Source organism: Bradyrhizobium sp. WSM1743 (assembly GCF_000473065.1).
GTDB lineage: Bacteria > Pseudomonadota > Alphaproteobacteria > Rhizobiales > Xanthobacteraceae > Bradyrhizobium.
In genome coordinates, this window is record NZ_AXAZ01000038.1 from 18,942 (window position 1) to 39,140 (window position 20,199).

The following is a 20,199-nucleotide window of genomic DNA, read 5'->3' on the forward strand; positions in this document are numbered from 1 at the left end:
CAGAGCTGCGCTTGTCCGGGACGACAGCGGTGTTGAATTCACGCCGTCGCAGCTTCCGCCATATACTTCCGCCAGCCACCATACGCCGTGATATCGCGCGCCTCGCCCAGCACTTGCGGCTCGACGAGAAAGCCCTTCACGCTGCGGCCATCGGCAAGCCGGATCGTGCCGATCGCCATCGGCGCGGGAATCGCGTCGACGAATTTGCCGAAGGCCGCCGCAGATAGCGACCAGATCTCCAGCTCGATCGACGCACCCTTGCCGGCTTCGACGCGCAGCAGGCCCGGCTTCGGCGGCGTGGTGTTGAGTGCATAGAGTTTGTAGTCCGGCGCAGTCCTGGTTGCCTCGACTAATTTTGCACTCAGTGCCTTCAGCTCGCCGTTCAGCGCCATGCCGGACAGATGCGCGCCGACCACTGCGATCGGAATCTCATCGACGCCGCCTGTAGGCAGCGGCGCGAGCGCGGGCTGCGCGACGCCCTTCGCGCCAATCGTCAGTTTCGTATCTGCGTGGAACACGCGGCCGATACTGGCCAGCATCGCATCGCGTCCGGCCGGCGCGAGCAGCGTGATACCGAACGGAATGCCATCGGCGCGCATCGAGGCCGGCACCGCGAGACCGCAGAGGTCGAGCAGGTTCACGAAGTTGGTGTAGGTGCCGAGCCGGCTGTTGAGCTCGATAGGGTTGGCGAGCACCTGTGCGGTCGTGTAGGCCGTCGGCGCCGTCGGCAGCACCAGCGCGTCGATGTTCGCAAACGTGCGCTCGGCGATCTTGCGCAGGCCCTGCAGGCGATAGAGCGCCGAGAAGGTTTCCGCCGCCGTCAGCCGCGCGCCGGCCGCGGTGATCTCGCGGGTGACGGGGTGAATCGCGTCAGGCGCGGACGCCAGCAGATCCTTGATCACGAGATAGCGCTCGGCCACCCAGGGACCTTCATAGAGCAGTCGCGCTGTCTCGTAGAACGGTTCGAGATCGAACTCGACGAGCGTGGCCCCGAGCGTGGTCCAGCGCTTCAGCGCATCGGCGTAAGCGGCTTCCGCCTTCTTGTCGCCGAAGAAGATCAGCTGTCCGTTGCGTGGCATCCCGAGGCGCAGATTCGCGGGGAACGGCGTGATCGCGGCAAGCGGCCGGTCGCGCGAAAACGGATCGGCCTGATCGGGGCCGGCCATCACGGAGAGCGCGAGCGTGGCGTCGTCGACCGTCAAAGCGAACACCGAGATGCAGTCGAGCGTGCGGCAGGCCGGCACGAGTCCTGCGGTCGAGATCATGCCGAGGCTCGGCTTGAGGCCAACAATGTTGTTGAGCATCGCCGGCACGCGGCCAGAGCCGGCAGTGTCAGTCCCCAGCGACAGCGGCACCAGCCCGGCGCCGACCGCGGTGGCCGAGCCCGAGCTAGAGCCGCCGGGAACGAGATCCTCGCGGATCGAATTCTTGGGAATGCCGTAGGGCGAACGGACGCCGACGAGGCCGGTTGCGAACTGGTCGAGATTGGTCTTGCCGATGATGATGGCGCCGGCGGCGCGCAGGCGCTCCACGGCGGTCGAGTCGTGCACCGGCGTGTAAGCGAAGGCCGGGCACGCGGCTGTGGTCGGAAAGCCCAGCGCATCGATATTGTCCTTCACCGCGACCGGGATGCCGTAGAGCGACAGGCTCATCGCATCCGCGTGGGCGGCGACCTTCTCGGCCTCTGCGATCGCGTCCTTCTCGTCGCGCAGGCTGATGAACACGGCAGGATCGTTGTGGTCGCGGATGCGCTGATAAGTCCGCGCGATCGTCTCTGCCGGCGTCCTCGTCCCCGCGCGATGCGCGGCCACAATCGCGGCGATCGTTTCAGGCTGCTCAGCCCCCATGGCGACAAAACTCCGGCAATTTATCTTCGCCCGGAGTGAAGCAAGCGATGTGCCATTGTGTACATTATCCGGGCAGGACGGTAACTCCGGATGTTATCGTGCGATCAGTGGCTTGAGGGATATTTCGGCAGGCGCGCAGGTCGTCGCATCGGCGGCCTGTGGCGTGCATCTGCCCAAATCATGGGCAGTCAACATCAGGTGAAGCCCGCGAGGATCCGAAGCAGCTGCGCCCGGTTCTCTTTGCCGATCTTCGCCTCGACGTGCCGCTCGTGCTCGGCCGCGAGCCGCTTGAACTTCGCCAGCGCCGTCTCGCCCTGCGCGGTGAGGTGCAGCGCATGGGAGCGCCGGTCCTCCTTCGACTTGGTCCGCTTGACCAGCTTGCGCTGCTCGAGGCTGTCGAGCAGATGCACCAGCCGGGCGCGCTCGATGCCGAGGCGCTTGGCCACCGCCATCTGTGACAGGCCCGGATTGGCGCCGATCACCGTCAGCACCGAATATTGCGTCGGCCTGATGTCGACCTCGCCGAGCGTCTTGATGAAGTCCTGAAAGATCCAGATCTGGAAGCGCCGCACCGCATATCCGGCGTGGCCGACCAGGGCGTCGAGGCCGACGTCGTCGGCGACATCGCGAGGTGCCGCACCGTTGCCGGCGCGCTTGCGTGGCGAAGGGCGGCTATCGGCCTGGACCGCATTGGCTGTCACGTCGGTGTCTCCTGTCGCGCAATCCTAACGGCTCGCGGCCTTGAGAGAAAGATTGTTGTTGACGACAACAATTGCCGTGCCCAACATTATGGCCAAAGCGGCCCGGTACGAGGCTGCGGCCGATCCTGTATCGGGAGGAGGAAACACATGACAGTCGCCCAAGATGGTGACGTTGCAGGCCTGTTCGCAACGCCAAGGACCGTCGCAGAGCATCGCGCCGACGGCAGCATCGTGCTGCGATCGCCAGATCCGTTGCGCGATGGCGCGCGTTGCGTCGGCGACTGGCTTGAGCAATGGGCGCGGCAGACGCCGGATGCGGTCTTCCTGGCCGAACGCGGCAATGTCGAAGCGCCCTGGATCACCGTCACCTACGCGCAGGCGCTGCGGCAGGTGCGCGGGGCGGCGTCGTGGATTCTCGCGCAGGGCCTCAGCGCAGAGCGCCCGCTCGCGATCCTCTCCGACAACAGCATCGATCATGCGCTGCTCGCGCTCGCCGCCCAGCATGTCGGCGTGCCGTCGGCGGCGATCTCGCCGGCCTATTCGCTGATGTCGAAAGATTTCGACAAGCTCAAGAGCATGATCGCGTTGCTCGAGCCGGGTGCGATCTACGTCTCTGCGATGAAGCCGTTCGCGCCAGCGCTGGCAGCCATCAAGCCGCTGCACAACGCGCAGATCATCAGCGGCGATGCTGATGACGCCGACGCGCTCGCGTTCCGCACCGTTGCGGCAACGCCCGAGACGCCTGACGTCGCAAGAGCCTTTGCTGCGCTCACGCCGGACACGATCGCAAAATTCCTGTTCACCTCGGGCTCGACCGGCACGCCCAAGGCGGTCATCAACACTCAGCGCATGCTGACCTCCAGCCAGCAAGCCAAGGCGCAGACCTGGACCTTCCTCGAAGAGAGCCGCGGCAGTCTCGTGATCCTTGACTGGCTGCCCTGGAGCCACACCTTCGGCGCCAACCACAATTTCAATCTCGTGCTGCGCAACGGCGGCTCGCTCTATATCGATGGCGGCAAGCCGGCGCCCGGTCTGTTCGCGAAGTCGCTCGCCAATCTGAAAAGCGTGATGCCGACGGTCTATTTCAACGTGCCGCGCGGTTTCGACATGCTGATCGCGGCGCTGCGCGCCGACGAGGAACTGCGCCGCCGCTTTTTCAGCGAGGTGAAATTCGCCTTCTATGCCGGCGCCGCGCTGCCGCAGAACCTCTGGGACACGCTCAAGCAGCTTTCGATCGAGACCGTCGGCCGTGCGCTGCCGATGGTCTCGGCCTGGGGCTCGACGGAAACCTCACCGCTCGCCACCGACTGTCATTTCCTCGCCGAGCGCTCCGGCAACATCGGCGTGCCCATTCCCGGCACCGAACTGAAGCTCGTTAGGTCGGGCGACAAGCTGGAGGTGCGCGTGCGCGGTCCCAACGTCACGCCCGGCTATTGGAAGGCGCCGGAGCTGACCAGGCAGGCCTTCGACGAAGAGGGCTTCTATCTGATCGGCGATGCCGTGAAGCTTGCAGATAGCGCGCGGCCCGAGCGTGGCCTGTTCTTCGACGGCCGCGTTGCCGAAGACTTCAAGCTCAACTCCGGCACCTGGGTCAGCGTCGGCACGCTGCGCGTGGCCGGCATCGCCGCGCTGGCGCCGCTGGCGCAGGATATCGTCGTTACGGGCCATGGCGGCGACGAGGTGCGCTTCCTGGTGTTTCCGAATATTGCGACCTGCCGCGCGCATGCCGGGCTATCCGAGACGGCCGATGTGAACGATGTGTTGGCGCATGACAAGATCAGGACGGCAATCGCACAGGGTCTGGCGAAACTGAAGCAGCAGAGCGCCAACTCCTCCGGTCACGCCACCCGCGCGCTACTGCTCGCCGAGCCGCCATCGGTCGATGGCGGCGAGATCACCGACAAGGGCTACATCAACCAGCGCGCCGTGTTGACGCGACGTGCCGACGCAGTGGCGCGGCTGAATGATGATGCGTCGAGCGAGTGGATCGGGCTGTACGCCGATCGTGAATGTTCACCCTCTCCCCTTGTGGGAGAGGGTGGCTTCGCGGAACGCGAAGCCGGGTGAGGGGTTCTCTCCGCGGGGCACATTGCCAGTGTTGGAATCGCGGAGAGAACCCCTCATCCGGCGCTTTGCGCCACCTTCTCCCACAAGGGGGAGAAGGGGACGAGAGAGGGTGCACCCAATAAGCCACCCATCCTGCCGCATTATTTTGCCGATTCTTTTGTTGCCTAAGCAACTAATTTGTGCGAACCGTTCCCAGACGGGGACGATGGCGGGCGAAACCGCTGCGTCCGATCTCGGAGGAAACAATGCTCGGCAGGAATTGTGCCGCGGGCAAACGTGGGCGCGTGCCTTACAGCGGCGACACGACGCGCCTGCGGCGCGGCACGTCAGGTGTAGCTGCTGTCCGTCACCGCGCCGAGATTCTCGTGCAGCCGGCGGAGCAGATCGATCAGCACCTCGCGCTCGTCCTTGCTCAGGCAGGACAGCAGCCGCCGTTCGCGCTCGAACGCTGCGACGATTACCTTGTCATGGGTGGCGCGACCCCTCGCGGTCAGCGCGATCGAATGGGTGCGGCCGTCCTCGGGATCGGTACGGATGGACACCAGCCCGCGTTTCTCCAGCCCCGCGAGCGTCCGGCTCACCGGGCCCTTGTCGAAGCCGATGACGTGGCAGATGCGCGAGGCGGGAATACCGGGCTCGATCGCCAGCAGCGACATGATCCGCCATTCCGTGACGTTGACGCCGAACTGCTTCTGATAGAACGCGGTCGCGCTATTCGAGAGCTTGTTGGCGATGAAGGTGATGAACGCCGGCACGTAACGCTCGAGGTCAAGCGTTGGCCCTGCATCCGCGGGCGCGGGCTTTTGGCGGGCTCTGGTCGAAGACGGCGGCATATCGGGTTTCTGACTCGCGGCGTGCCCAAAGACCTAAGGGCATGCGCCGCCCTTTCACAAGATCAAAATGAGGGAGGGCTATGAGTGCACCCGGCTCCGCCGCATCAGGCGTCCCGCATCTCGATATCGACCCCTTCGACATGAAGTTTCTTGCCGACCCCTATCCCGCGCATCAGCAGCTGCGGGAGGCAGGCCCCGTGGTCTATCTCGACAAATGGAAGGTCTACGGCGTTGCGCGCTATGCCGAGGTCCATGCGGTGCTGAACGATCCCGTCACCTTCTGTTCCAGCCGTGGTGTCGGCCTGTCCGATTTCAAGAAGGAAACGCCGTGGCGGCCGCCCAGCCTGATCCTCGAGGCCGATCCGCCCGCGCACACCCGCACCCGCGCCGTGCTGTCAAAAGTGCTGTCGCCGACCGCGATGAAGCAGGTCCGCGACCGCTTCGCCGCGGCGGCGGAGGAGCGGGTGGATGCGCTGATCGAAAAGCGCAGCTTCGATGCGATCGCGGATCTTGCCGAGGCCTATCCGCTCTCGATTTTTCCCGATGCGCTCGGCCTCAAGCCGGAGGGGCGCGAGCACCTGATTCCCTATGCCAGCGTGGTGTTCAACGCGTTCGGTCCGCCCAACCAGTTGCGCCAGGAGGCGATCGAACGCTCGGCGCCGCACCAGGCCTATGTCGCCGAGCAGTGCCAGCGCGAGAACCTCGCGCCCGGCGGCTTCGGCGCCTGCATCCATGCGCAGGTCGACGAGGGGGCTATCACGCCCACCGAAGCGCCGCTGCTGGTGCGCTCGCTGCTCTCGGCCGGTCTCGACACCACCGTCAACGGCATCGGGGCCGCGGTCTATTGCCTCGCGCGCTTCCCTGACCAATGGCAGCGCCTGCGCGACGATCTCACGCTCGCGCGCGGCGCTTTCGAGGAAGCCGTGCGCTTCGAAAGCCCGGTGCAGACCTTCTTCCGCACCACTACGCGCGAGGTCGAACTCTCAGGTGCGAGAATCGGCGAGGGCGAGAAGGTGCTGATGTTCCTTGCCGCCGCCAATCGCGATCCCAGGCGCTGGGACAGCCCCGACAGCTACGACATCACCCGCCGCACCTCCGGCCATGTCGGCTTCGGCTCCGGCATCCACATGTGTGTCGGCCAGCTCGTCGCCCGCCTCGAAGGCGAGGTGATGCTGACGGCGCTGGCTCGGCGCATCGCGAAGATCGAGATCACGGGCGAGCCGAAGCGCCGTTTCAACAACACGCTGCGCGGGCTCGACAGCCTGCCGGTGACTATCACTGCGGCCTGACGAGGAGTCTTGATGCCCGCCATCACCTTTATCCATCCTGACGGCAAGTCCGACCGCATTGAGACTTCAGGCGGCGAGAGCGCCATGCAGGCCGCGACCCGTCACGGAATCGACGGCATCCTGGCCGAATGTGGTGGCAACGCCATGTGTGCGACCTGCCACGTTTATGTCGACGAGAGCTGGTTCGCGCGCCTGCCTGCGGTCACCGACGACGAGGACGCGCTGCTCGACGGCGCCGCCGCCGAGCGGCTGCCGAACAGCCGGCTGTCCTGCCAGATCAACGTTACGCCCGAACTCGATGGGCTAGTGCTGCATCTGCCGGATCGGCAGGTCTGAAGCTCGATGTGCCGGCGACGACCGGCAACCAGCAAATAGGGAGGGAATGATGAAAGGCCTAAAGTGGACGCTTGCGCTGGCCGCGAGTCTGGTGACCGGCGCGGCGAATGCCCAGATATCGGACAACGTCGTGCGCATCGGCGTGCTCAACGACATCTCCGGCATCTTTCAGGACACCAACGGCATGGGCTCGGTCGAGGCTGCGCGCATGGCGGCGGAGGATTTCAACGGCGGCGGCAAGGGCATCAAGGTGGAGATCGTCTATGCCGATCACCAGAACAAGGCCGATGTCGGCAACGCCATTGCGCGTAAATGGCTCGATGTCGAGGGCGTCGATGCCATCGTCGATGTGCCGAACTCGGCGGTCGGCCTCTCGATCAACGCGCTCTTGCGCGACAGCCGCATGACGTTCCTGGCGTCCTCGACGGCGAGCTCGGATCTCACCGGCAAGGCCTGCTCGCCCAACACCATCCAATGGGTCAACGACGCCTGGGCGACCGGCAACACCACGGCAGCCGCGATGATGTCGCGCGGCGGCAAGGACTGGTATTTCCTCACGGTCGACTATGCCCTCGGCAAGGGCATCGAGGCGGAGGCGCAGAAGTACATCGAGTCCCATGGAGGCAAGGTGATCGGCTCGTCAAAACATCCGCTCGGCACCTCCGATTTCGCGTCCTTCCTGTTGCAGGCGCAGAGCTCAAAGGCGCAGGTGATCGGCCTTGCGAATGCCGGTGGCGACACCATCAATGCGGTGAAGCAGGCGGCCGAGTTCGGCATTCAGCAGAGCGGGCAAAAGCTCGTCGCCTTCCTGCTCTTCATCAACGACATTCATGGCATGGGCATCAAGGTCGCCCAGGGCCTCCAGCTCATGGAGGCCTTCTACTGGGACATGAACGACGACACCCGCGCCTTCGCAAAACGCTTCGCCGCACGGTCCGGCATGAACGGCAAGATGCCGAGCGGCAACCAGGCCGGCGTCTATGCCTCCACGCTCGCTTATCTCAATGCGGTCGCGGCAACTGGCAGCGATAACGCCAAGGATGCTGTGCCCGAGATGAAGAAGTTCAAGGGCAAGGACAAGCTGTTCGGCGACACCACGATCCGCCAGGACGGCCGCGTCGTGCACCCGATGTACCTGTTCGAGGTGAAGAAGCCGGAAGAGTCGAAATATCCGTACGACTATTACAAGTTGGTTTCCACGATTCCTGCGGATCAAGCCTTTCGTCCCCTGGCGGAGGGCGGGTGTGAGCTGGTGAAGTAGCTGCATTCGCCTCTCCCCGCTTGCGGGGAGAGGCCGACGCGCGCAGCGCGGCGGGTGAGGGGGAGTCTCCGCGAGTGAGATGCCTGCGGGAACGTCGGTCTTTTCAACACGTCATTGCGAGCGCAGCGAAGCAATCCAGAATCTCTCCGCGGAAGGACTCTGGATTGCTTCGCTGCGCTCGCAATGACGATGGGGAAACATCGGAGGTTTCGTTTCTCACTGTCGCCGCGGAGAGGCCCCTCACCCCAACCCTCTCCCCGCAAGAACGGAGAGAGGGGGAAGCCACCTACACCACCTTGCTCGATCCCTGCGTGATCAACCTCGCAGCCCGCTGATCGCGCGCGTAGATCCAGAGCCAGCTCAGTGCGACGCTGAGGCGGTGGCGCAGGCCGATCAGGAAGTAGATGTGGGCGATGCCCCAGATCCACCACGCGATGGTGCCGCGCAGCCTGATGCGGCCGAAATCGATCACCGCAAGCCGCTTGCCGATCTGCGCGAGGCTGCCGGCGTGCTTGTAGCGGAACGCGCCCTTCGTCTCTCCGCGCAGCCGAGCTTTGATGGTCTCTGCGACGTGGCGGCCCTGCTGCTTGGCTGCCGGCGCGATGCCGGGCACCGGCTTGCCGTCCCAGGCGTTGATGCTGACGGTGTCGCCGATCGCAAAGATCTCGGGATGGCCGGGAATGGTGAGGTCGGCCCCGACCTGCACGCGCCCGGCACGATCACTGGGTGCGCCCAGCCATTCGGCCGCGGGCGATGCGCGCACGCCGGCGGCCCAGATGCGTGTCTTTGCCTCGAGCAGCTTGCCGCCGAACACGACGCCCTCGCGGTTGATCTCGGTGACGGCCTCTCCCAGCACGACCTCGACACCGATCTTTTCCAGCGAGGCCTGCGCATAGGCAGACAGCTCGTCGGGAAAGCCGGCGAGCACGCGCGGGCCGGCCTCGATCAGCACCACGCGCGCTTTGGTCGTGTCGATGTTGCGAAAGTCGGCGGGCAGGGTGTGATGCGCCATCTCGGCGATGGTGCCGGCGAGCTCGACCCCGGTCGGGCCGGCACCGACGATGACGAAGGTCAGCCGCGCGGCGCGCCGCTTCGGATCCGTCTCGCGCTCGGCGCGCTCGAACGCCACCAGGATGTGCCGGCGCAAGGTGGTCGCATCCTCCAGCGTCTTCAGGCCCGGCGCCCATCCCTCCCATTCGTCGTGGCCGAAATAGGCGTGCCGCGCACCGGTGGCGAGCACCAGCGTGTCGTAGGGCACCTCGCTGCCGTCGTCGATCAGCACGCAGCGACGTGCCGTATCGACACCGCTCACGGTGGCAAACAAGGTCGTCACCTCGCGTCGGTCGCGCATGAGATGGCGAATTGGCCAGGCGATCTCGCTGGTCGCGAGCGAGGCGGTCGCGACCTGGTAGAGCAGCGGCTGGAACAGATGATGATTGCGGCGGTCGATTAGCGTGATCTCGACCGGCGCGCCTGCAAGCCGGTAGGTGGTCTCCAGCCCGCCGAAGCCGGCGCCGACGATGACGACGCGATGGGGATTTGCGGCCATGATGCACCCTCGAATCTCGCTGCTGCTCTCTATCATTTAAGTGCGGATTGGGCGCCGCGGTCCAATAGCTGTCATCAATGGCCGCATAGGCCTGGTGTATCGACCTGGCGCGAAAAAGCGCCGCAGCCTTCTCCCAAATGAGTAGAATTATATTTCTTGCCATCGCCGATTGAGGCGAAATATGGTGCAGGGACGGGCGCTGAGCCATTGGCGGCTCGACAGATTTTGCGTTCAATAGAGACAGGCCGGAGCGGCGATCACCCCGTTTCCGGGACCGATAATAAGGAGGGGAGTGGTTATGAGGACGGCATTTTGGCTGGCAGGCGCCGCGGCGCTGGTGCTGGCAAATCAGGCATTCGCCGGCGACACCATCAAGATCGGTTTCGTCTCGACCTTCAGCGGCCCGACCGCCGTGATCGGCAACGACATGCGCAATTCCTTCGAGCTCGCGCTCGACCATCTCGGCCGCAAGATGGCCGGCAAGCCGGTCGAGGTGATCTACGAGGATGACGGGCAGAAGCCGGACGTCGGCAAGCAGAAGACCGAGAAGCTGGTGCAGTCCGACAAGGTCGACTTCATCGTCGGCTACATCTGGTCGAATGTGCTGCTTGCCTCGCTCAAGACCGCGGTGGACTCGAAGACCTTCCTGATCTCCGCCAACGCCGGCCCGTCGCAGCTCGCGGGCGAGCTGTGCTCGCCTTACGTGTTTTCGACCTCCTGGCAGAACGACCAGACCCCGCAGGCGGTCGGCACCTATATGAACCAGAAGGGCGTCAAGTCGGTGTTCCTGATCGGCCCGAACTACGCCGCCGGCAAGGACATGCTGGCCGGCGTCAAGAGCACCTTCAAGGGTCAGGTCGTGGGTGAGGAATACACGGTGTGGCCGAGCCAGCTCGACTTCTCCGCCGAGCTCTCCAAGGCGCGCGCCTCCGGCGCCGAGTCGATCTTCGTGTTCTACCCCGGTGCCGCCGGCGTGCAGTTCCTCAATCAATATGCGCAGGCCGGGCTGAAGAGCACGATGCCGCTCTACACCGCCTTCACCATCGACGAGCTCTCGCTGCCGCTGCAGAAGGAGAATGCGCTCGGGGTGCCCGGCGCGCAGCAATGGGTCAACGATCTTCCCAACGAGCAGAACAAGCGCTTCGTCGCCGACTACCGCAAGAAGTATACCGGCCTGCGCCCGACCTTCTACGGCGCGCAGTCCTATGACGCCGCGAATCTGATCAACAGCGCCGTCGTCGCCGTGAAGGGCGACACCTCGAAGAAGGACGAGATGAAGGCCGAGATGGAGAAGGCGAACTTCAAATCGGTGCGCGGCCCGTTCAAATTCGGCAACAACCACATCCCGATCCAGAACTTCTACCTGCAGGATGTGGTGAAGGACGCCGAAGGCCAGCTCGCGCTGAAGACCGTCGCCACCATCGTCGAGAACGACCAGGATCGCTTCCACGACAAGTGCAAGATGAAGTGAGCTGACTCTCGCCGAGGTCTCTTGCCCTCTCCCCGCTTGCGGGGAGAGGGCAGGAGCCTCCGCGGGGACGGTAGAAGTTAGCTCAGCAAGCTCTCACCACAGCGTCATTGCGAGCGCAGCGAAGCAATCCAGAGTCGTTCCGTGGAGGGATTCTGGATTGCTTCGCTGCGCTCGCAATGACGTGTTGAGAGAGTGTGATTCCAGCGGATATATGACTCGCGGCGAGTCCCCCGCACCCGGAATTCAAGCTGCGCTCGAATTCCGGCCTCTCCCCGCAAGCGGGGAGAGGCGAACAACTACACCCTTGGCATGCTGGCAGGTCGCACTTCGCGGGCCTGCGCTGCGAGCCTGATGCCGGCATTGGCTGCGCCAAAACCCTGATAATTCCTGCGCTCGACGATCTCGAAGAAGAAGCGCTCGTCGAAAATGTGGGTGTAGACCTGGAAGAATTCGCCGTCGCCTTCGCGGTCGTAGAGGATGTGGTTGGCGCGCAGCTGCGCCATCAGCTCGGGGGCGAGGTCGTACTTGGCTTCGATATCGTCGTAATAGTTCTCGGGGATATCCAGGAAGTCCGCGCCGCGGGCGCGCATCGCCGCGACCGTCGCGAAAATATCCCGGCACGCAAAGGCGACATGTTGCACACCCGAGCCGAAGAATTCGGAGATGAAGCGCGCCGGCAGGGTGCGATTGGCGGAGGAGCCGTTGAGGACGAAGCGCAGGCTCTGGTCGGCGTTGATGATGGCCTGGCTTTGCACGAGGCCTCTGGGATCGGCGATCTCCATCTGCGGCAGCCGCTTGAGGTCGAGGATGCCGGTGTAGAACAAGAGCCAGGACAGCATCTCGTCATAGGGCATCGACTGCGCGATGTGATCGACGGCGAGCAGGGCGTCGGCGCTTGCATCGCTTGCGACCGGCTCGAAATCCGTGTCCCAGTTCTTGCCGGCCTGATCGAGGAAATAGAGCAGGCTGCCGCCGACGCCGTGGATCGCGGGGATCTCCAGCTCGCCCGGCCCGACCGGCTGATAGAACGTGCGCGCCTTCAGCGCTTCGGCGCGCTGCATGGCAAGGCCGGCATTGTCGACGTCGAGCGCGATGGCGCAGACACCGGGGCCGTGGGTGACGTAATGCGAATGCGCGAAGCCGTCGGTCTCGCAATTGATCACGAGCTCGACCTTGCCCTGTGACCAGCGCTCCACCGCCTTGCTGCGATGCTGACCGGTCTTGCGGAAGCCGAGCTGCGAGAACAGGCGGGCAAGCTCGCCGGCCTTGATCTCGTTGACGGCGAACTCGACGAAGCCGGTGCCGCGGCTTTTCGCCTTCGGCGCCAGCGGCTCGCGGACGAGCCTCGGCCAATCCGATGCAAGCTGGTCCTCCAGCAGGATCAGCGAGCGCAGACCGTCTACCGCGGTCTGCGCGGCTGAGCCGGCGCGGAACTGGTCGTTGAAAATCTCAAGCGACAGCGGCCCGGCATAGCCGGTCGCCGCGATCGCCTGCATGAAGTCGCCGACCGGCAGGTCGCCTTGGCCGGGGAAGGAGCGGAAGTGTCGGCTCCACGACAGGATGTCGAGCTCGAGCCTTGGCGCGTCCGCCAGCTGCACCAGAAAGATCCTGTCGCCGGGGATCGACGCGATCGCGCGGGTCGGAAAGCCGGGCGCCAGCGCATGAAAGCTGTCGAGGATGACGCCGATCGCGGGGTGATCGGCGCGGCGCACGATCTCCCAGGCATCGCGGTAGTCGTTGACGTGGCGGCCCCAGGCCAGCGCCTCGTAGCCGACGCGCAAGCCACGTTTCGCGGCGCGCTCGCCGAGCTCGCGAAAATCGTCCGCGGCGCGGTCGATGCCGCCGAGCGAGGCGGGCGAGATGTTGGAGCAGATCAGCAACAGATCGGTGCCGAGCTCCTGCATCAGGTCGAACTTCCGCTCCGCACGGGCAAAGTTGCGTGCGCGCTGCGGCTCCGGCATGCCCTCGAAATCGCGGAACGGCTGGAACGCGCAGATCCCGAGATTGAGATCCGTGCACAGCTTTGCGATGTCGCGCGGACCTGCGCCGAACGACAGCAGATCGTTCTCGAAGATCTCGACCGCGTCGAAGCCGGCGGCCGCGATGGCACGGAGCTTTTCGTCGAGAGTGCCGGAGAGGGAGACCGTTGCGATCGAGCGCTTGTTCATGCGACCTGCTCCATGATCTGCCCTGGCGAGATCTTTTGCCCCGTGCGCGCGGCCTCGCCGACTGCCTCGACGACCGCGAGCGTTCCCATCGCGTCCTCGACCGAGATCAGCGGCTGTTCGCGGCCCGCGATGACTGCGCAGAAATGCCGGAGCTGCTCGACGAGGGGATCGAATGTTGCGAGCGCGATCGGCTCGCGCGATAGCGGCGCATGCCAGCCCGGGTTTTGCGGATAGGACCATAGCTCCATGGTCGGCACCGACAGCGAGCCGTTCGTTCCGGCGAAGACGTAGCAGGGCTGGTCCTGCCTGGGGTAGACCGGGTTCTCGCCGGCGGTCAGCTCCCAGCTCCACGGCGCCGGCGTCGCATCCGACACCGTCACCGTCCCGAGTGCGCCATTGGCGAAGCGCAACAGGAGAGCGGCGGTGTCCTCGACCGCGAAGCCGCGTACCTTGTTCGAGGTCAGCGCCTGCACCTCGACGATCTCGCCGCAGACGAATCGGAGGTTGTCGATGTCGTGGATGAGATTGATAAGCAGCGGCCCGCCGCCCTGCTCGCGCCGCCAAGTGACCTCGAAATAATCGTCGGGCTTCTTCAGCAGCCACAGCCCGACCACGGCTGTGAGCTGGCCGAGCTTGCCGGTCGCGACGGCCTCGCGCGCTGCCTTGATGATCGGATTATGCCGCCGGTGATGGCCGACTAGCATCGGCACGCCGGTGCGCTTGACCGCGGCGCAGAGGCGTTGCGCGGTGGCTACCGTCTCGGTCACCGGCTTCTCGATCAACGCAGGCACGCCAGTTTCCGCGCAATCGAGCGCCATTGGCAAATGCAGCGTGTTGGGCGAGGCAATGACGAGGCCGTCGGGCTTCTCCTCTGCCAACAGCGCGCGGTGGTCTGCATAGCAACGCACGCCACGCGCCAGCGCATACTCCTTCGCGGCGGGCGAGGGATCGGCGATGCCGGCGAGCACGCAATCCTGCGATGCCTCGATCAGCTCGATATGCCGGCGGCCGATCAGGCCTGCGCCGGCAACGGCGATACGCATTGCCTGGCTCATGCCGCGCTCTCCTCCATGGCGCCCCCGAGGAAGAGCTGGCCGATGCGGGGATCGTTCAGGATGCGTTTCGCGTCGTCGACCATGCGGGTCTGGCCGAGCTCGAGCACGATGCCGTTATCCGAGATTTCGAGCGCTGAGCGTGCGTTCTGCTCGATCATCAGGATGGTGACGCCGCGCTCGCGCAAGCTCTTGATGATGTCGAAGGTCTGCTGCACCATCAGCGGCGACAGTCCGATCGAGGGCTCGTCGATCAGCACCAGCTTCGGTTCGAGCAGCAGCGAGCGGGCGATCTCGAGCTGCTTCTGCTCGCCGCCCGAGAGCGTCGAGGCCTGCTGTGCCGATTTGCGGCGCAGCGCCGGAAACAGGTTGAGCGCGGCCTCGATCCGCCTGGGCAGGTCGATACCCTTGTCCACAGCTACCCCGCCAAGCTCGATATTGTGGCGCACCGACAGCTCGGGAAAGATGTTGCGGCCCTGCGGCACGTAGCAGATGCCGGCATTGAGCAGCGCGCGCTGGCTCAGATTGGTGACGTCGCGGCCCGCGAAATTGATCTTGCCCTCGCGCAGCTTGAGCAGGCCGAAGATCGCCTTGAACACGGTGGACTTGCCGGCGCCGTTGGGGCCGATGATGGTGGTGATGGTCGCCTGCGGCACGGCAAAGCTCGTGCCGTTGAGGATCGTCATCTTGCCGTAGCCGCCGACGAGGTTGTGAACCGAGAGGATCGGGTCGCTCATGGTCAATGTCCCAAATAGGCTTCGATCACGGCAGGGTTCTTGCGGACCTCGTCCGGCCGTCCCATCGCCAGCACCTTGCCTTCCGCCATCACCATCACGCGCGAGCACAGCGACATCACGAACTCCATGTTGTGCTCGATCACGACGAAGGTGGCGTTCTTCTCGCGGTTGATCGCGACCAGGCGCTCCTTCAGATCCGCCAGCATCGACGGGTTGACGCCGCCGGCGGGCTCGTCGAGCAGCACCAGGCGCGGGCCGCCCATGAAGGCCATGGCGGCGTCGAGCAGCTTCTGCTGGCCGTAGGAGAGGCCCCCGGCGGGCTCGTCCGCGAGATGGTCGAGCTTGAAGAAGCCGATCATCTGGTTGGCGGCGTCGGTCAGCCCGGCATCGGAGCGGCCGATGAGGCGCGAGGCCATGTTGCTCTGGTGCTCCTGCCCCGCAAGGATCAGGTTCTCGCGCACCGAGAGTTTCGGGAAGACCTGCAAGAGCTGGAAGGTGCGGCTGACCCCGAGCTTGTTGAGCTCGGAGGGGCGCAGGCCCGTGACCAGCTTGCCGTCGAGCTTGACCTCGCCGCCTGATGGCGTGAGCTGGCCCAGGATGCAGTTGAACAGCGTGGACTTGCCGCAGCCGTTCGGGCCGATCAGGCCGAGGATCTCGCCTTCACGCACGTCAAAGCTGACGCCGTCGACCGCGCTGATGCCGCCAAAGTTCTTCTTGATGTTGGTGACTTCGAGGACCGCACTCATTGCACCGTCTCCAGCCGGGATTTTGCGACGGCACGCAGCGCGGACGCCGCCTTGGTGCGCCGTTCGGCGAGATAGCGATCCAGGATTCCCAGAATGCCCGTCGGCGACCAGATCAGCAGCAGCATCACGGCGACCGCGTACAGCATCAGATAATAGCCTTCCGTGAAGCGCAGCCATTCCGGCAGCAGCACCGCGATCATCGCGCCAAGGAAGGGGCCGAAATAGAAGCCGGCACCACCGACGATCACCATCATCAACAGGTCGAGCGAGAGCGACAGGTTGAAGGGAACAGGGTCGATATATTGCGTCAGCGGAGCGTAGAGCGCGCCGGCGATGCCGCCGAGCGCCGAGCCGATCGCGAATGCCATCAGCGTGTAGCGGCGCGTGTCGACGCCGAGAGACTGCGCGCGCAAGGGATTCTCGCGCAGCGCCATGAAGGCGCGGCCCCAGGGCGAACGGATCAGCCACCATACCGCCAGCGACACGATCGCGAGCGAGCCGAGGCAGACATAGTAGAACGGCAGCGGCTTGTTGGTCGCGAGCCCGAAGACGTGGGGGCGCGGGATGTTGGAGATGCCGTAGATACCGCCGGTGAGCCAGCTCTCGTTGCGGAACACCAGGAAGGCGAGGGTGGAGAAGGCGAGCGTGACGAAGGCGAGGTAGTGGTGCTGCACGCGCAGCGCTGGATAGCCGAGCACCCAGCCGACCGCGAAGCTCAAGACGATCGCGGCCAGAATCGCCGCCGGCAGCGGCCAGCCATGGGTGGTCATGATCGCGGCGGCATAGGCGCCGATGCCGACGAAGGCGCCTTGCGCTAGCGAGACCTGGCCGGCATAGCCGAGCGTGAGATTGAGCCCCATCGCGGCGATGCTCATCACCGCCCACTGGCTCAGGATGAACAGGCCGTAGCGGTTGAAGTTCATGGGGACCACGATCAGCGCGGCGACGACGGCAAGGCCGAGCGCGATCTTCAACGGTTTGGCGAAGCCGCTCATACGGTGCGCTCCTCGGCGCGGCCGAGCAAGCCCTGCGGCCGGAACAGGATGACGGCGATCAGGAAGAGCATCGGCACGGCGGCGCGGTACTGCATCGAGACATAGGCGGCCGCGAGATTGTCGAGCACGCCGATCAGCAGGCCCCCGGCGATCGCACCGCGCACCTGGTTGAAGCCGCCGACGATCGCGGCGATGAAGGCCGCCTGGCCCAGCACCTCGCCGGACGAGAACTTTGCAAGGTAGATCGGCGTGATCAGCAGCGAGGCCAGCGCGACCAGGAAGGCGTTGATCAGGAAGGTCAGCAGGATCATGCGCTCGACCGGGACGCCGATGATGCGCGCCACCGTCGGGTTCTGCGCCGCCGCTTGCATCTGGTGCCCGAGCGAAGTGCGATTCAGCAGCGTGGTAAGGCCGACCACCGCGAGGATGGCGACGACGAGGACGCCGATGCTTTGCAGCGACACGGATTGGCCGAGAATGGAGATGTCGCCGGTCGGCACGATCGACGGGAAGGGCGAGGCCTCGGCGCTGAAGAACTGCTTGACGGCCTCCTTGATGCCGATCGCGAGCGCCATGGTCGCGATCGCAAGCGGCAACACGCCGTGACGCATCATCGGGTCCACCAGCAGCAGCTTGAAGGCAAGGCCGAGCAGGATCATCGACAGGAGGATGCCAAGGATGATCGCGAGCCAGAACGGCGCGCCCACATGCATCGCGGCCAGTATCAGGAACGCCGGCAGCATCACGAACTCGCCTTGCGCGAAATTGATGGTCTGCGAGGTCTGCCACAGCAGTGTGAAGCCGACCGCAACCAGCGCATAGATCGCGCCGGTGGCAAGTCCCGCGACCAGAAGATCGAATAGGTTGGACATGGGTTCTCTTTAATCGTTAGAGCCCGATGGAATTGGGTCGACACAGATTCGGTCTATCACNCCCTCTCCCCGTTCTTACGGGGAGAGGGTGGGGTGAGGGGCTCTCTCCGCGAGCGCATCTCTCACCGTCTATGCTGAAGCACCCCTCACCCCGACCCTCTCCCCGCAGAGCGGGGAGAGGAAGGGGGAGAGACCTCACTTCACTTTCGGCAGCACCTGCTTCACCACCTGCTTGCCTTCGACCACCTCGACCAGGAAGCTCTGGCGATCAATGTCGCCGGTGTCGCTGAAGGTGACGTCCATCAGGATGCCCGGCTCGTCTGCGGCCTTGATGGTGAGGCCGTGCAGCGTGTCGGCAAACTTCTTCGGGTCGACCTTGCCCATCTTCTCGGTGGTTGCTTTCACCATGTAGACGGCGAGATAGCCCTTCAGGCCGTTATGGTCGGGCACGTAATTGTACTTCTTGGAGAACTTCTCGCGGAACGCCTTGATGAGGTCGACCGGGGCGTCGGTGGTGAGGCCGACATGGCCGCGTGCGCCGTTGGCGGCATCGCCGGCGAGCTCGATCACCTTCTGGCCGATCAGCGTGGTCTCGCCCATCAGCGGCGCGGTGACGCCTTGGCGCTTCAGCTCCTTCAGGATGCGCGCGCTCTCTTCCTCGTTCAGGTAGACGAACACCGCGTCGGGATTGGCGGCCTTGATCTTGCCGACGTCGGCGGCGAAGTCGGCCTGGCCCGCCTCAGTGGAGAGATCGGCGACCACCTTGGAGCCGAGCCGGTCGAGCTCCTTGACCACGACGTCGCGGCCGCCGCGGCCGAAGTCGTTGTTGACCCAGACCACCGCGACCGTCTTCGCCTTCATCTCGTCGTGGATGTACTTTGCGACCTTCGGCATCGAGGATTGCTGGCCGAACGAGGTGCGGAACAGGAACTTGTTGCCGGCTTGCGTCAGCTCGGCGGCTTCGCCCCCCATGATCTGCGCGATGCCGGCTTCGGCCGCGAGCGGCGCGGTGACCTTCACCGAGCCGGAATAGCCGGGCCCGAGCAGCACGTAAGGTTCAGCATCGAGCGCCTTCTGCACCTGGGCGCGCGCCACGCCGGGGTTGGACTGCGAGTCGGCGTGGGTCACCTCGAGCTTGCGGCCGAGCACGCCGCCCTTGGCGTTGATCTCCTCGATCGCAAGATCGATGCCGTTCTTCCAGTTGGTGCCGACAGTGGCGCCGCCGCCCGAGAGCTCGGCAACGTCGGCGAGCTTGATCGCCTGGGCAAGGGCGCTCGTTGCAGTCATGACGGTGAGCAGCGCGCCCACCAATAGCGTTGATTTCATCGTCCTCTCCTCCCGTTTCAAATCTTGCGAGCAGCCTTGTGCCGGCCGCTTCGTCTCAAGCTGCCTGATAGGCCCCGCTGCGCGCCGCCATCACGGCGTCAAAAGCCTCTCCCATGACATCGGTCGATGGGGCAAGGCCGGTGAACAGTTCGAAGGCGTCGGCGGCCTGGTAGATCGCGAGCTCGCGCCCGGTCATGATTCGGGCGCCTTTCTCTCGCGCTGCGGCCAGCAGCGGGGTGATCAGCGGCGAATAGACGGCGTCGGCGACCCACAGGCCCGGCCTGAGCAGCGCTGCCGGTACCGGCGTGTCACGGCTCGGCAGCATGCCGACCGGCGTGCCGTTGACGAGACCGGTTGCGCCATCGAGCGCATCCTCGACGCTGGCGACGACGCGGGCGCCCCCGCGCGGGGCGATCAGGGCGGCCAGCGTTTCGGCGCGCGCCGGCTCGCTGTCGAAAATGCGGATGTCGATCACCTGCAGGCTCGCCAACGCAAATGCGATGGCCTTGCCGACGCCGCCGGCGCCAATCACGGCGACGGCGTTGCCGGACGGTGCCAGCAATGGCGCCACCGCCCGTGCAAAACCCGTGGTGTCGGTGTTGTGACCGGTCAGCCGGCCATCCCTGACGACGACGGTGTTGACCGCGCCGATGCTGGCTGCGCCCGGCGCCAGCGCGTCGAGCAGCGGGACCACGGCTTCCTTGTAAGGATAAGTGACGTTGACACCGGCAAAGCCGAGCCGCCGCACGCCTTCGAGCATCATCCGCAGCTCGGCCGCATCGGCGCCGGCGACTTCGATGAGCTGGTAATGGCCGCGCAGGCCAAGCGCCTCGGCGGCGCGCTCATGCATGGCGGGGGACGCGGAATGCGCGATCGGGGCGCCGATCAAGCCGGTGAGAAGCTTCTTGCTGGCGGCGTATCTGCGCTTTGACATGGTTCGTTATCGTCT

At 65.1% G+C, this 20,199-nt stretch carries 17 protein-coding genes; 5 read left to right on the forward strand and 12 right to left on the reverse strand.

The window, feature by feature from the left end:
* Nucleotides 1-38 precede the first annotated feature (38 nt).
* Nucleotides 39-1,847: an allophanate hydrolase gene (gene atzF / locus YU9_RS0121915; RefSeq protein ID WP_027574714.1), complete on the reverse strand. Its 1,809-nt coding sequence runs from the start codon at nt 1,845-1,847 to the stop codon at nt 39-41.
* Nucleotides 1,848-2,041: 194 nt separating this feature from the next.
* Nucleotides 2,042-2,548 (reverse strand): MarR family winged helix-turn-helix transcriptional regulator, encoded by a 507-nt coding sequence (locus tag YU9_RS0121920; RefSeq protein WP_027574715.1) that lies wholly within the window; start codon nt 2,546-2,548, stop codon nt 2,042-2,044.
* A gap of 147 nt (nt 2,549-2,695) precedes the next feature.
* Between YU9_RS0121920 and YU9_RS42245 the strand changes: the two genes are divergently transcribed.
* Nucleotides 2,696-4,615, forward strand: coding sequence for a feruloyl-CoA synthase (locus tag YU9_RS42245; protein WP_245266482.1), 1,920 nt, complete (start codon nt 2,696-2,698; stop codon nt 4,613-4,615).
* 326 nt (nt 4,616-4,941) lie between these two features.
* On the opposite strand, the gene YU9_RS0121930 is transcribed toward YU9_RS42245, so the two are convergent.
* On the reverse strand, nt 4,942-5,448 hold the full coding sequence (locus tag YU9_RS0121930; protein ID WP_027574716.1) for a MarR family winged helix-turn-helix transcriptional regulator: 507 nt from the start codon (nt 5,446-5,448) through the stop codon (nt 4,942-4,944).
* An 80-nt stretch (nt 5,449-5,528) separates the two neighbouring features.
* Here YU9_RS0121930 and YU9_RS0121935 point away from each other — a divergent pair, with 80 nt between their 5' ends.
* From YU9_RS0121935 to YU9_RS0121945, 3 genes are read left to right on the forward strand one after another with little or no spacing between them, the layout of a single operon-like run.
* Nucleotides 5,529-6,737: a cytochrome P450 gene (locus YU9_RS0121935; RefSeq protein ID WP_027574717.1), complete on the forward strand. Its 1,209-nt coding sequence runs from the start codon at nt 5,529-5,531 to the stop codon at nt 6,735-6,737.
* 12 nt (nt 6,738-6,749) lie between these two features.
* Nucleotides 6,750-7,073, forward strand: a complete 324-nt coding sequence (locus YU9_RS0121940) for a 2Fe-2S iron-sulfur cluster-binding protein (RefSeq protein WP_027574718.1) — start codon at nt 6,750-6,752, stop codon at nt 7,071-7,073.
* 49 nt (nt 7,074-7,122) lie between these two features.
* Nucleotides 7,123-8,334, forward strand: coding sequence for an ABC transporter substrate-binding protein (locus YU9_RS0121945; protein WP_027574719.1), 1,212 nt, complete (start codon nt 7,123-7,125; stop codon nt 8,332-8,334).
* Between the two features lie 286 nt (nt 8,335-8,620).
* Here YU9_RS0121945 and YU9_RS0121950 read toward each other — a convergent pair whose 3' ends face one another.
* A complete protein-coding gene (locus YU9_RS0121950; protein WP_027574720.1) occupies nt 8,621-9,883 on the reverse strand; it encodes an NAD(P)/FAD-dependent oxidoreductase in 1,263 nt (420 codons plus the stop codon).
* A gap of 298 nt (nt 9,884-10,181) precedes the next feature.
* Between YU9_RS0121950 and YU9_RS0121955 the strand changes: the two genes are divergently transcribed.
* Nucleotides 10,182-11,354, forward strand: a complete 1,173-nt coding sequence (locus tag YU9_RS0121955) for an ABC transporter substrate-binding protein (RefSeq protein ID WP_027574721.1) — start codon at nt 10,182-10,184, stop codon at nt 11,352-11,354.
* Between the two features lie 296 nt (nt 11,355-11,650).
* Here the strand turns inward: YU9_RS0121955 and YU9_RS0121960 are convergent, their stop codons facing one another.
* From YU9_RS0121960 to YU9_RS0121995, 8 genes are all read right to left on the reverse strand, one after another.
* Complete coding sequence (locus tag YU9_RS0121960; RefSeq protein WP_027574722.1) at nt 11,651-13,522, reverse strand: bifunctional sugar phosphate isomerase/epimerase/4-hydroxyphenylpyruvate dioxygenase family protein; 1,872 nt, start codon at nt 13,520-13,522, stop codon at nt 11,651-11,653.
* The gene (locus YU9_RS0121965) at nt 13,519-14,577 is read right to left on the reverse strand and encodes a Gfo/Idh/MocA family protein (RefSeq protein ID WP_027574723.1); all 1,059 of its coding nucleotides are present in this window, start codon (nt 14,575-14,577) and stop codon (nt 13,519-13,521) included. The genes YU9_RS0121960 and YU9_RS0121965 overlap by 4 nt, the downstream gene beginning before the upstream one ends.
* Nucleotides 14,574-15,311, reverse strand: coding sequence for an ABC transporter ATP-binding protein (locus tag YU9_RS0121970; protein ID WP_027574724.1), 738 nt, complete (start codon nt 15,309-15,311; stop codon nt 14,574-14,576). Before YU9_RS0121970 ends, YU9_RS0121965 begins: the two co-directional genes overlap by 4 nt.
* A 2-nt stretch (nt 15,312-15,313) precedes the next feature.
* Nucleotides 15,314-16,057 carry an ABC transporter ATP-binding protein gene (locus tag YU9_RS0121975; RefSeq protein ID WP_027574725.1) on the reverse strand — a complete coding sequence of 248 codons (744 nt, stop codon included), beginning with the start codon at nt 16,055-16,057 and terminating at the stop codon, nt 15,314-15,316.
* Nucleotides 16,054-17,052, reverse strand: coding sequence for a branched-chain amino acid ABC transporter permease (locus tag YU9_RS0121980; protein WP_027574726.1), 999 nt, complete (start codon nt 17,050-17,052; stop codon nt 16,054-16,056). The genes YU9_RS0121975 and YU9_RS0121980 overlap by 4 nt, the downstream gene beginning before the upstream one ends.
* Nucleotides 17,049-17,924, reverse strand: a complete 876-nt coding sequence (locus tag YU9_RS0121985; protein WP_027574727.1) for a branched-chain amino acid ABC transporter permease — start codon at nt 17,922-17,924, stop codon at nt 17,049-17,051. Before YU9_RS0121985 ends, YU9_RS0121980 begins: the two co-directional genes overlap by 4 nt.
* Nucleotides 17,925-18,119: 195 nt before the next feature.
* On the reverse strand, nt 18,120-19,250 hold the full coding sequence (locus YU9_RS0121990) for an ABC transporter substrate-binding protein (protein ID WP_027574728.1): 1,131 nt from the start codon (nt 19,248-19,250) through the stop codon (nt 18,120-18,122).
* A 55-nt stretch (nt 19,251-19,305) separates the two neighbouring features.
* Entirely contained in the window at nt 19,306-20,184 is an 879-nt protein-coding gene (locus YU9_RS0121995) for a shikimate dehydrogenase (RefSeq protein ID WP_027574729.1), read from the reverse strand.
* Nucleotides 20,185-20,199 lie beyond the last annotated feature (15 nt).

Bases quoted from the DNA above. Each gene is read 5' to 3' on its own strand.
- atzF (WP_027574714.1), bottom strand. From the start codon at position 1,847: ATGGGGGCTGAGCAGCCTGAAACGATCGCCGCGATTGTGGCCGCGCAT.
- YU9_RS42245 (WP_245266482.1), top strand. From the start codon at position 2,696: ATGACAGTCGCCCAAGATGGTGACGTTGCAGGCCTGTTCGCAACGCCA.
- YU9_RS0121930 (WP_027574716.1), bottom strand. From the start codon at position 5,448: ATGCCGCCGTCTTCGACCAGAGCCCGCCAAAAGCCCGCGCCCGCGGAT.
- YU9_RS0121935 (WP_027574717.1), top strand. From the start codon at position 5,529: ATGAGTGCACCCGGCTCCGCCGCATCAGGCGTCCCGCATCTCGATATC.
- YU9_RS0121940 (WP_027574718.1), top strand. From the start codon at position 6,750: ATGCCCGCCATCACCTTTATCCATCCTGACGGCAAGTCCGACCGCATT.
- YU9_RS0121945 (WP_027574719.1), top strand. From the start codon at position 7,123: ATGAAAGGCCTAAAGTGGACGCTTGCGCTGGCCGCGAGTCTGGTGACC.
- YU9_RS0121950 (WP_027574720.1), bottom strand. From the start codon at position 9,883: ATGGCCGCAAATCCCCATCGCGTCGTCATCGTCGGCGCCGGCTTCGGC.
- YU9_RS0121955 (WP_027574721.1), top strand. From the start codon at position 10,182: ATGAGGACGGCATTTTGGCTGGCAGGCGCCGCGGCGCTGGTGCTGGCA.
- YU9_RS0121960 (WP_027574722.1), bottom strand. From the start codon at position 13,522: ATGAACAAGCGCTCGATCGCAACGGTCTCCCTCTCCGGCACTCTCGAC.
- YU9_RS0121965 (WP_027574723.1), bottom strand. From the start codon at position 14,577: ATGAGCCAGGCAATGCGTATCGCCGTTGCCGGCGCAGGCCTGATCGGC.
- YU9_RS0121970 (WP_027574724.1), bottom strand. From the start codon at position 15,311: ATGAGCGACCCGATCCTCTCGGTTCACAACCTCGTCGGCGGCTACGGC.
- YU9_RS0121975 (WP_027574725.1), bottom strand. From the start codon at position 16,057: ATGAGTGCGGTCCTCGAAGTCACCAACATCAAGAAGAACTTTGGCGGC.
- YU9_RS0121980 (WP_027574726.1), bottom strand. From the start codon at position 17,052: ATGAGCGGCTTCGCCAAACCGTTGAAGATCGCGCTCGGCCTTGCCGTC.
- YU9_RS0121985 (WP_027574727.1), bottom strand. From the start codon at position 17,924: ATGTCCAACCTATTCGATCTTCTGGTCGCGGGACTTGCCACCGGCGCG.
- YU9_RS0121990 (WP_027574728.1), bottom strand. From the start codon at position 19,250: ATGAAATCAACGCTATTGGTGGGCGCGCTGCTCACCGTCATGACTGCA.
- YU9_RS0121995 (WP_027574729.1), bottom strand. From the start codon at position 20,184: ATGTCAAAGCGCAGATACGCCGCCAGCAAGAAGCTTCTCACCGGCTTG.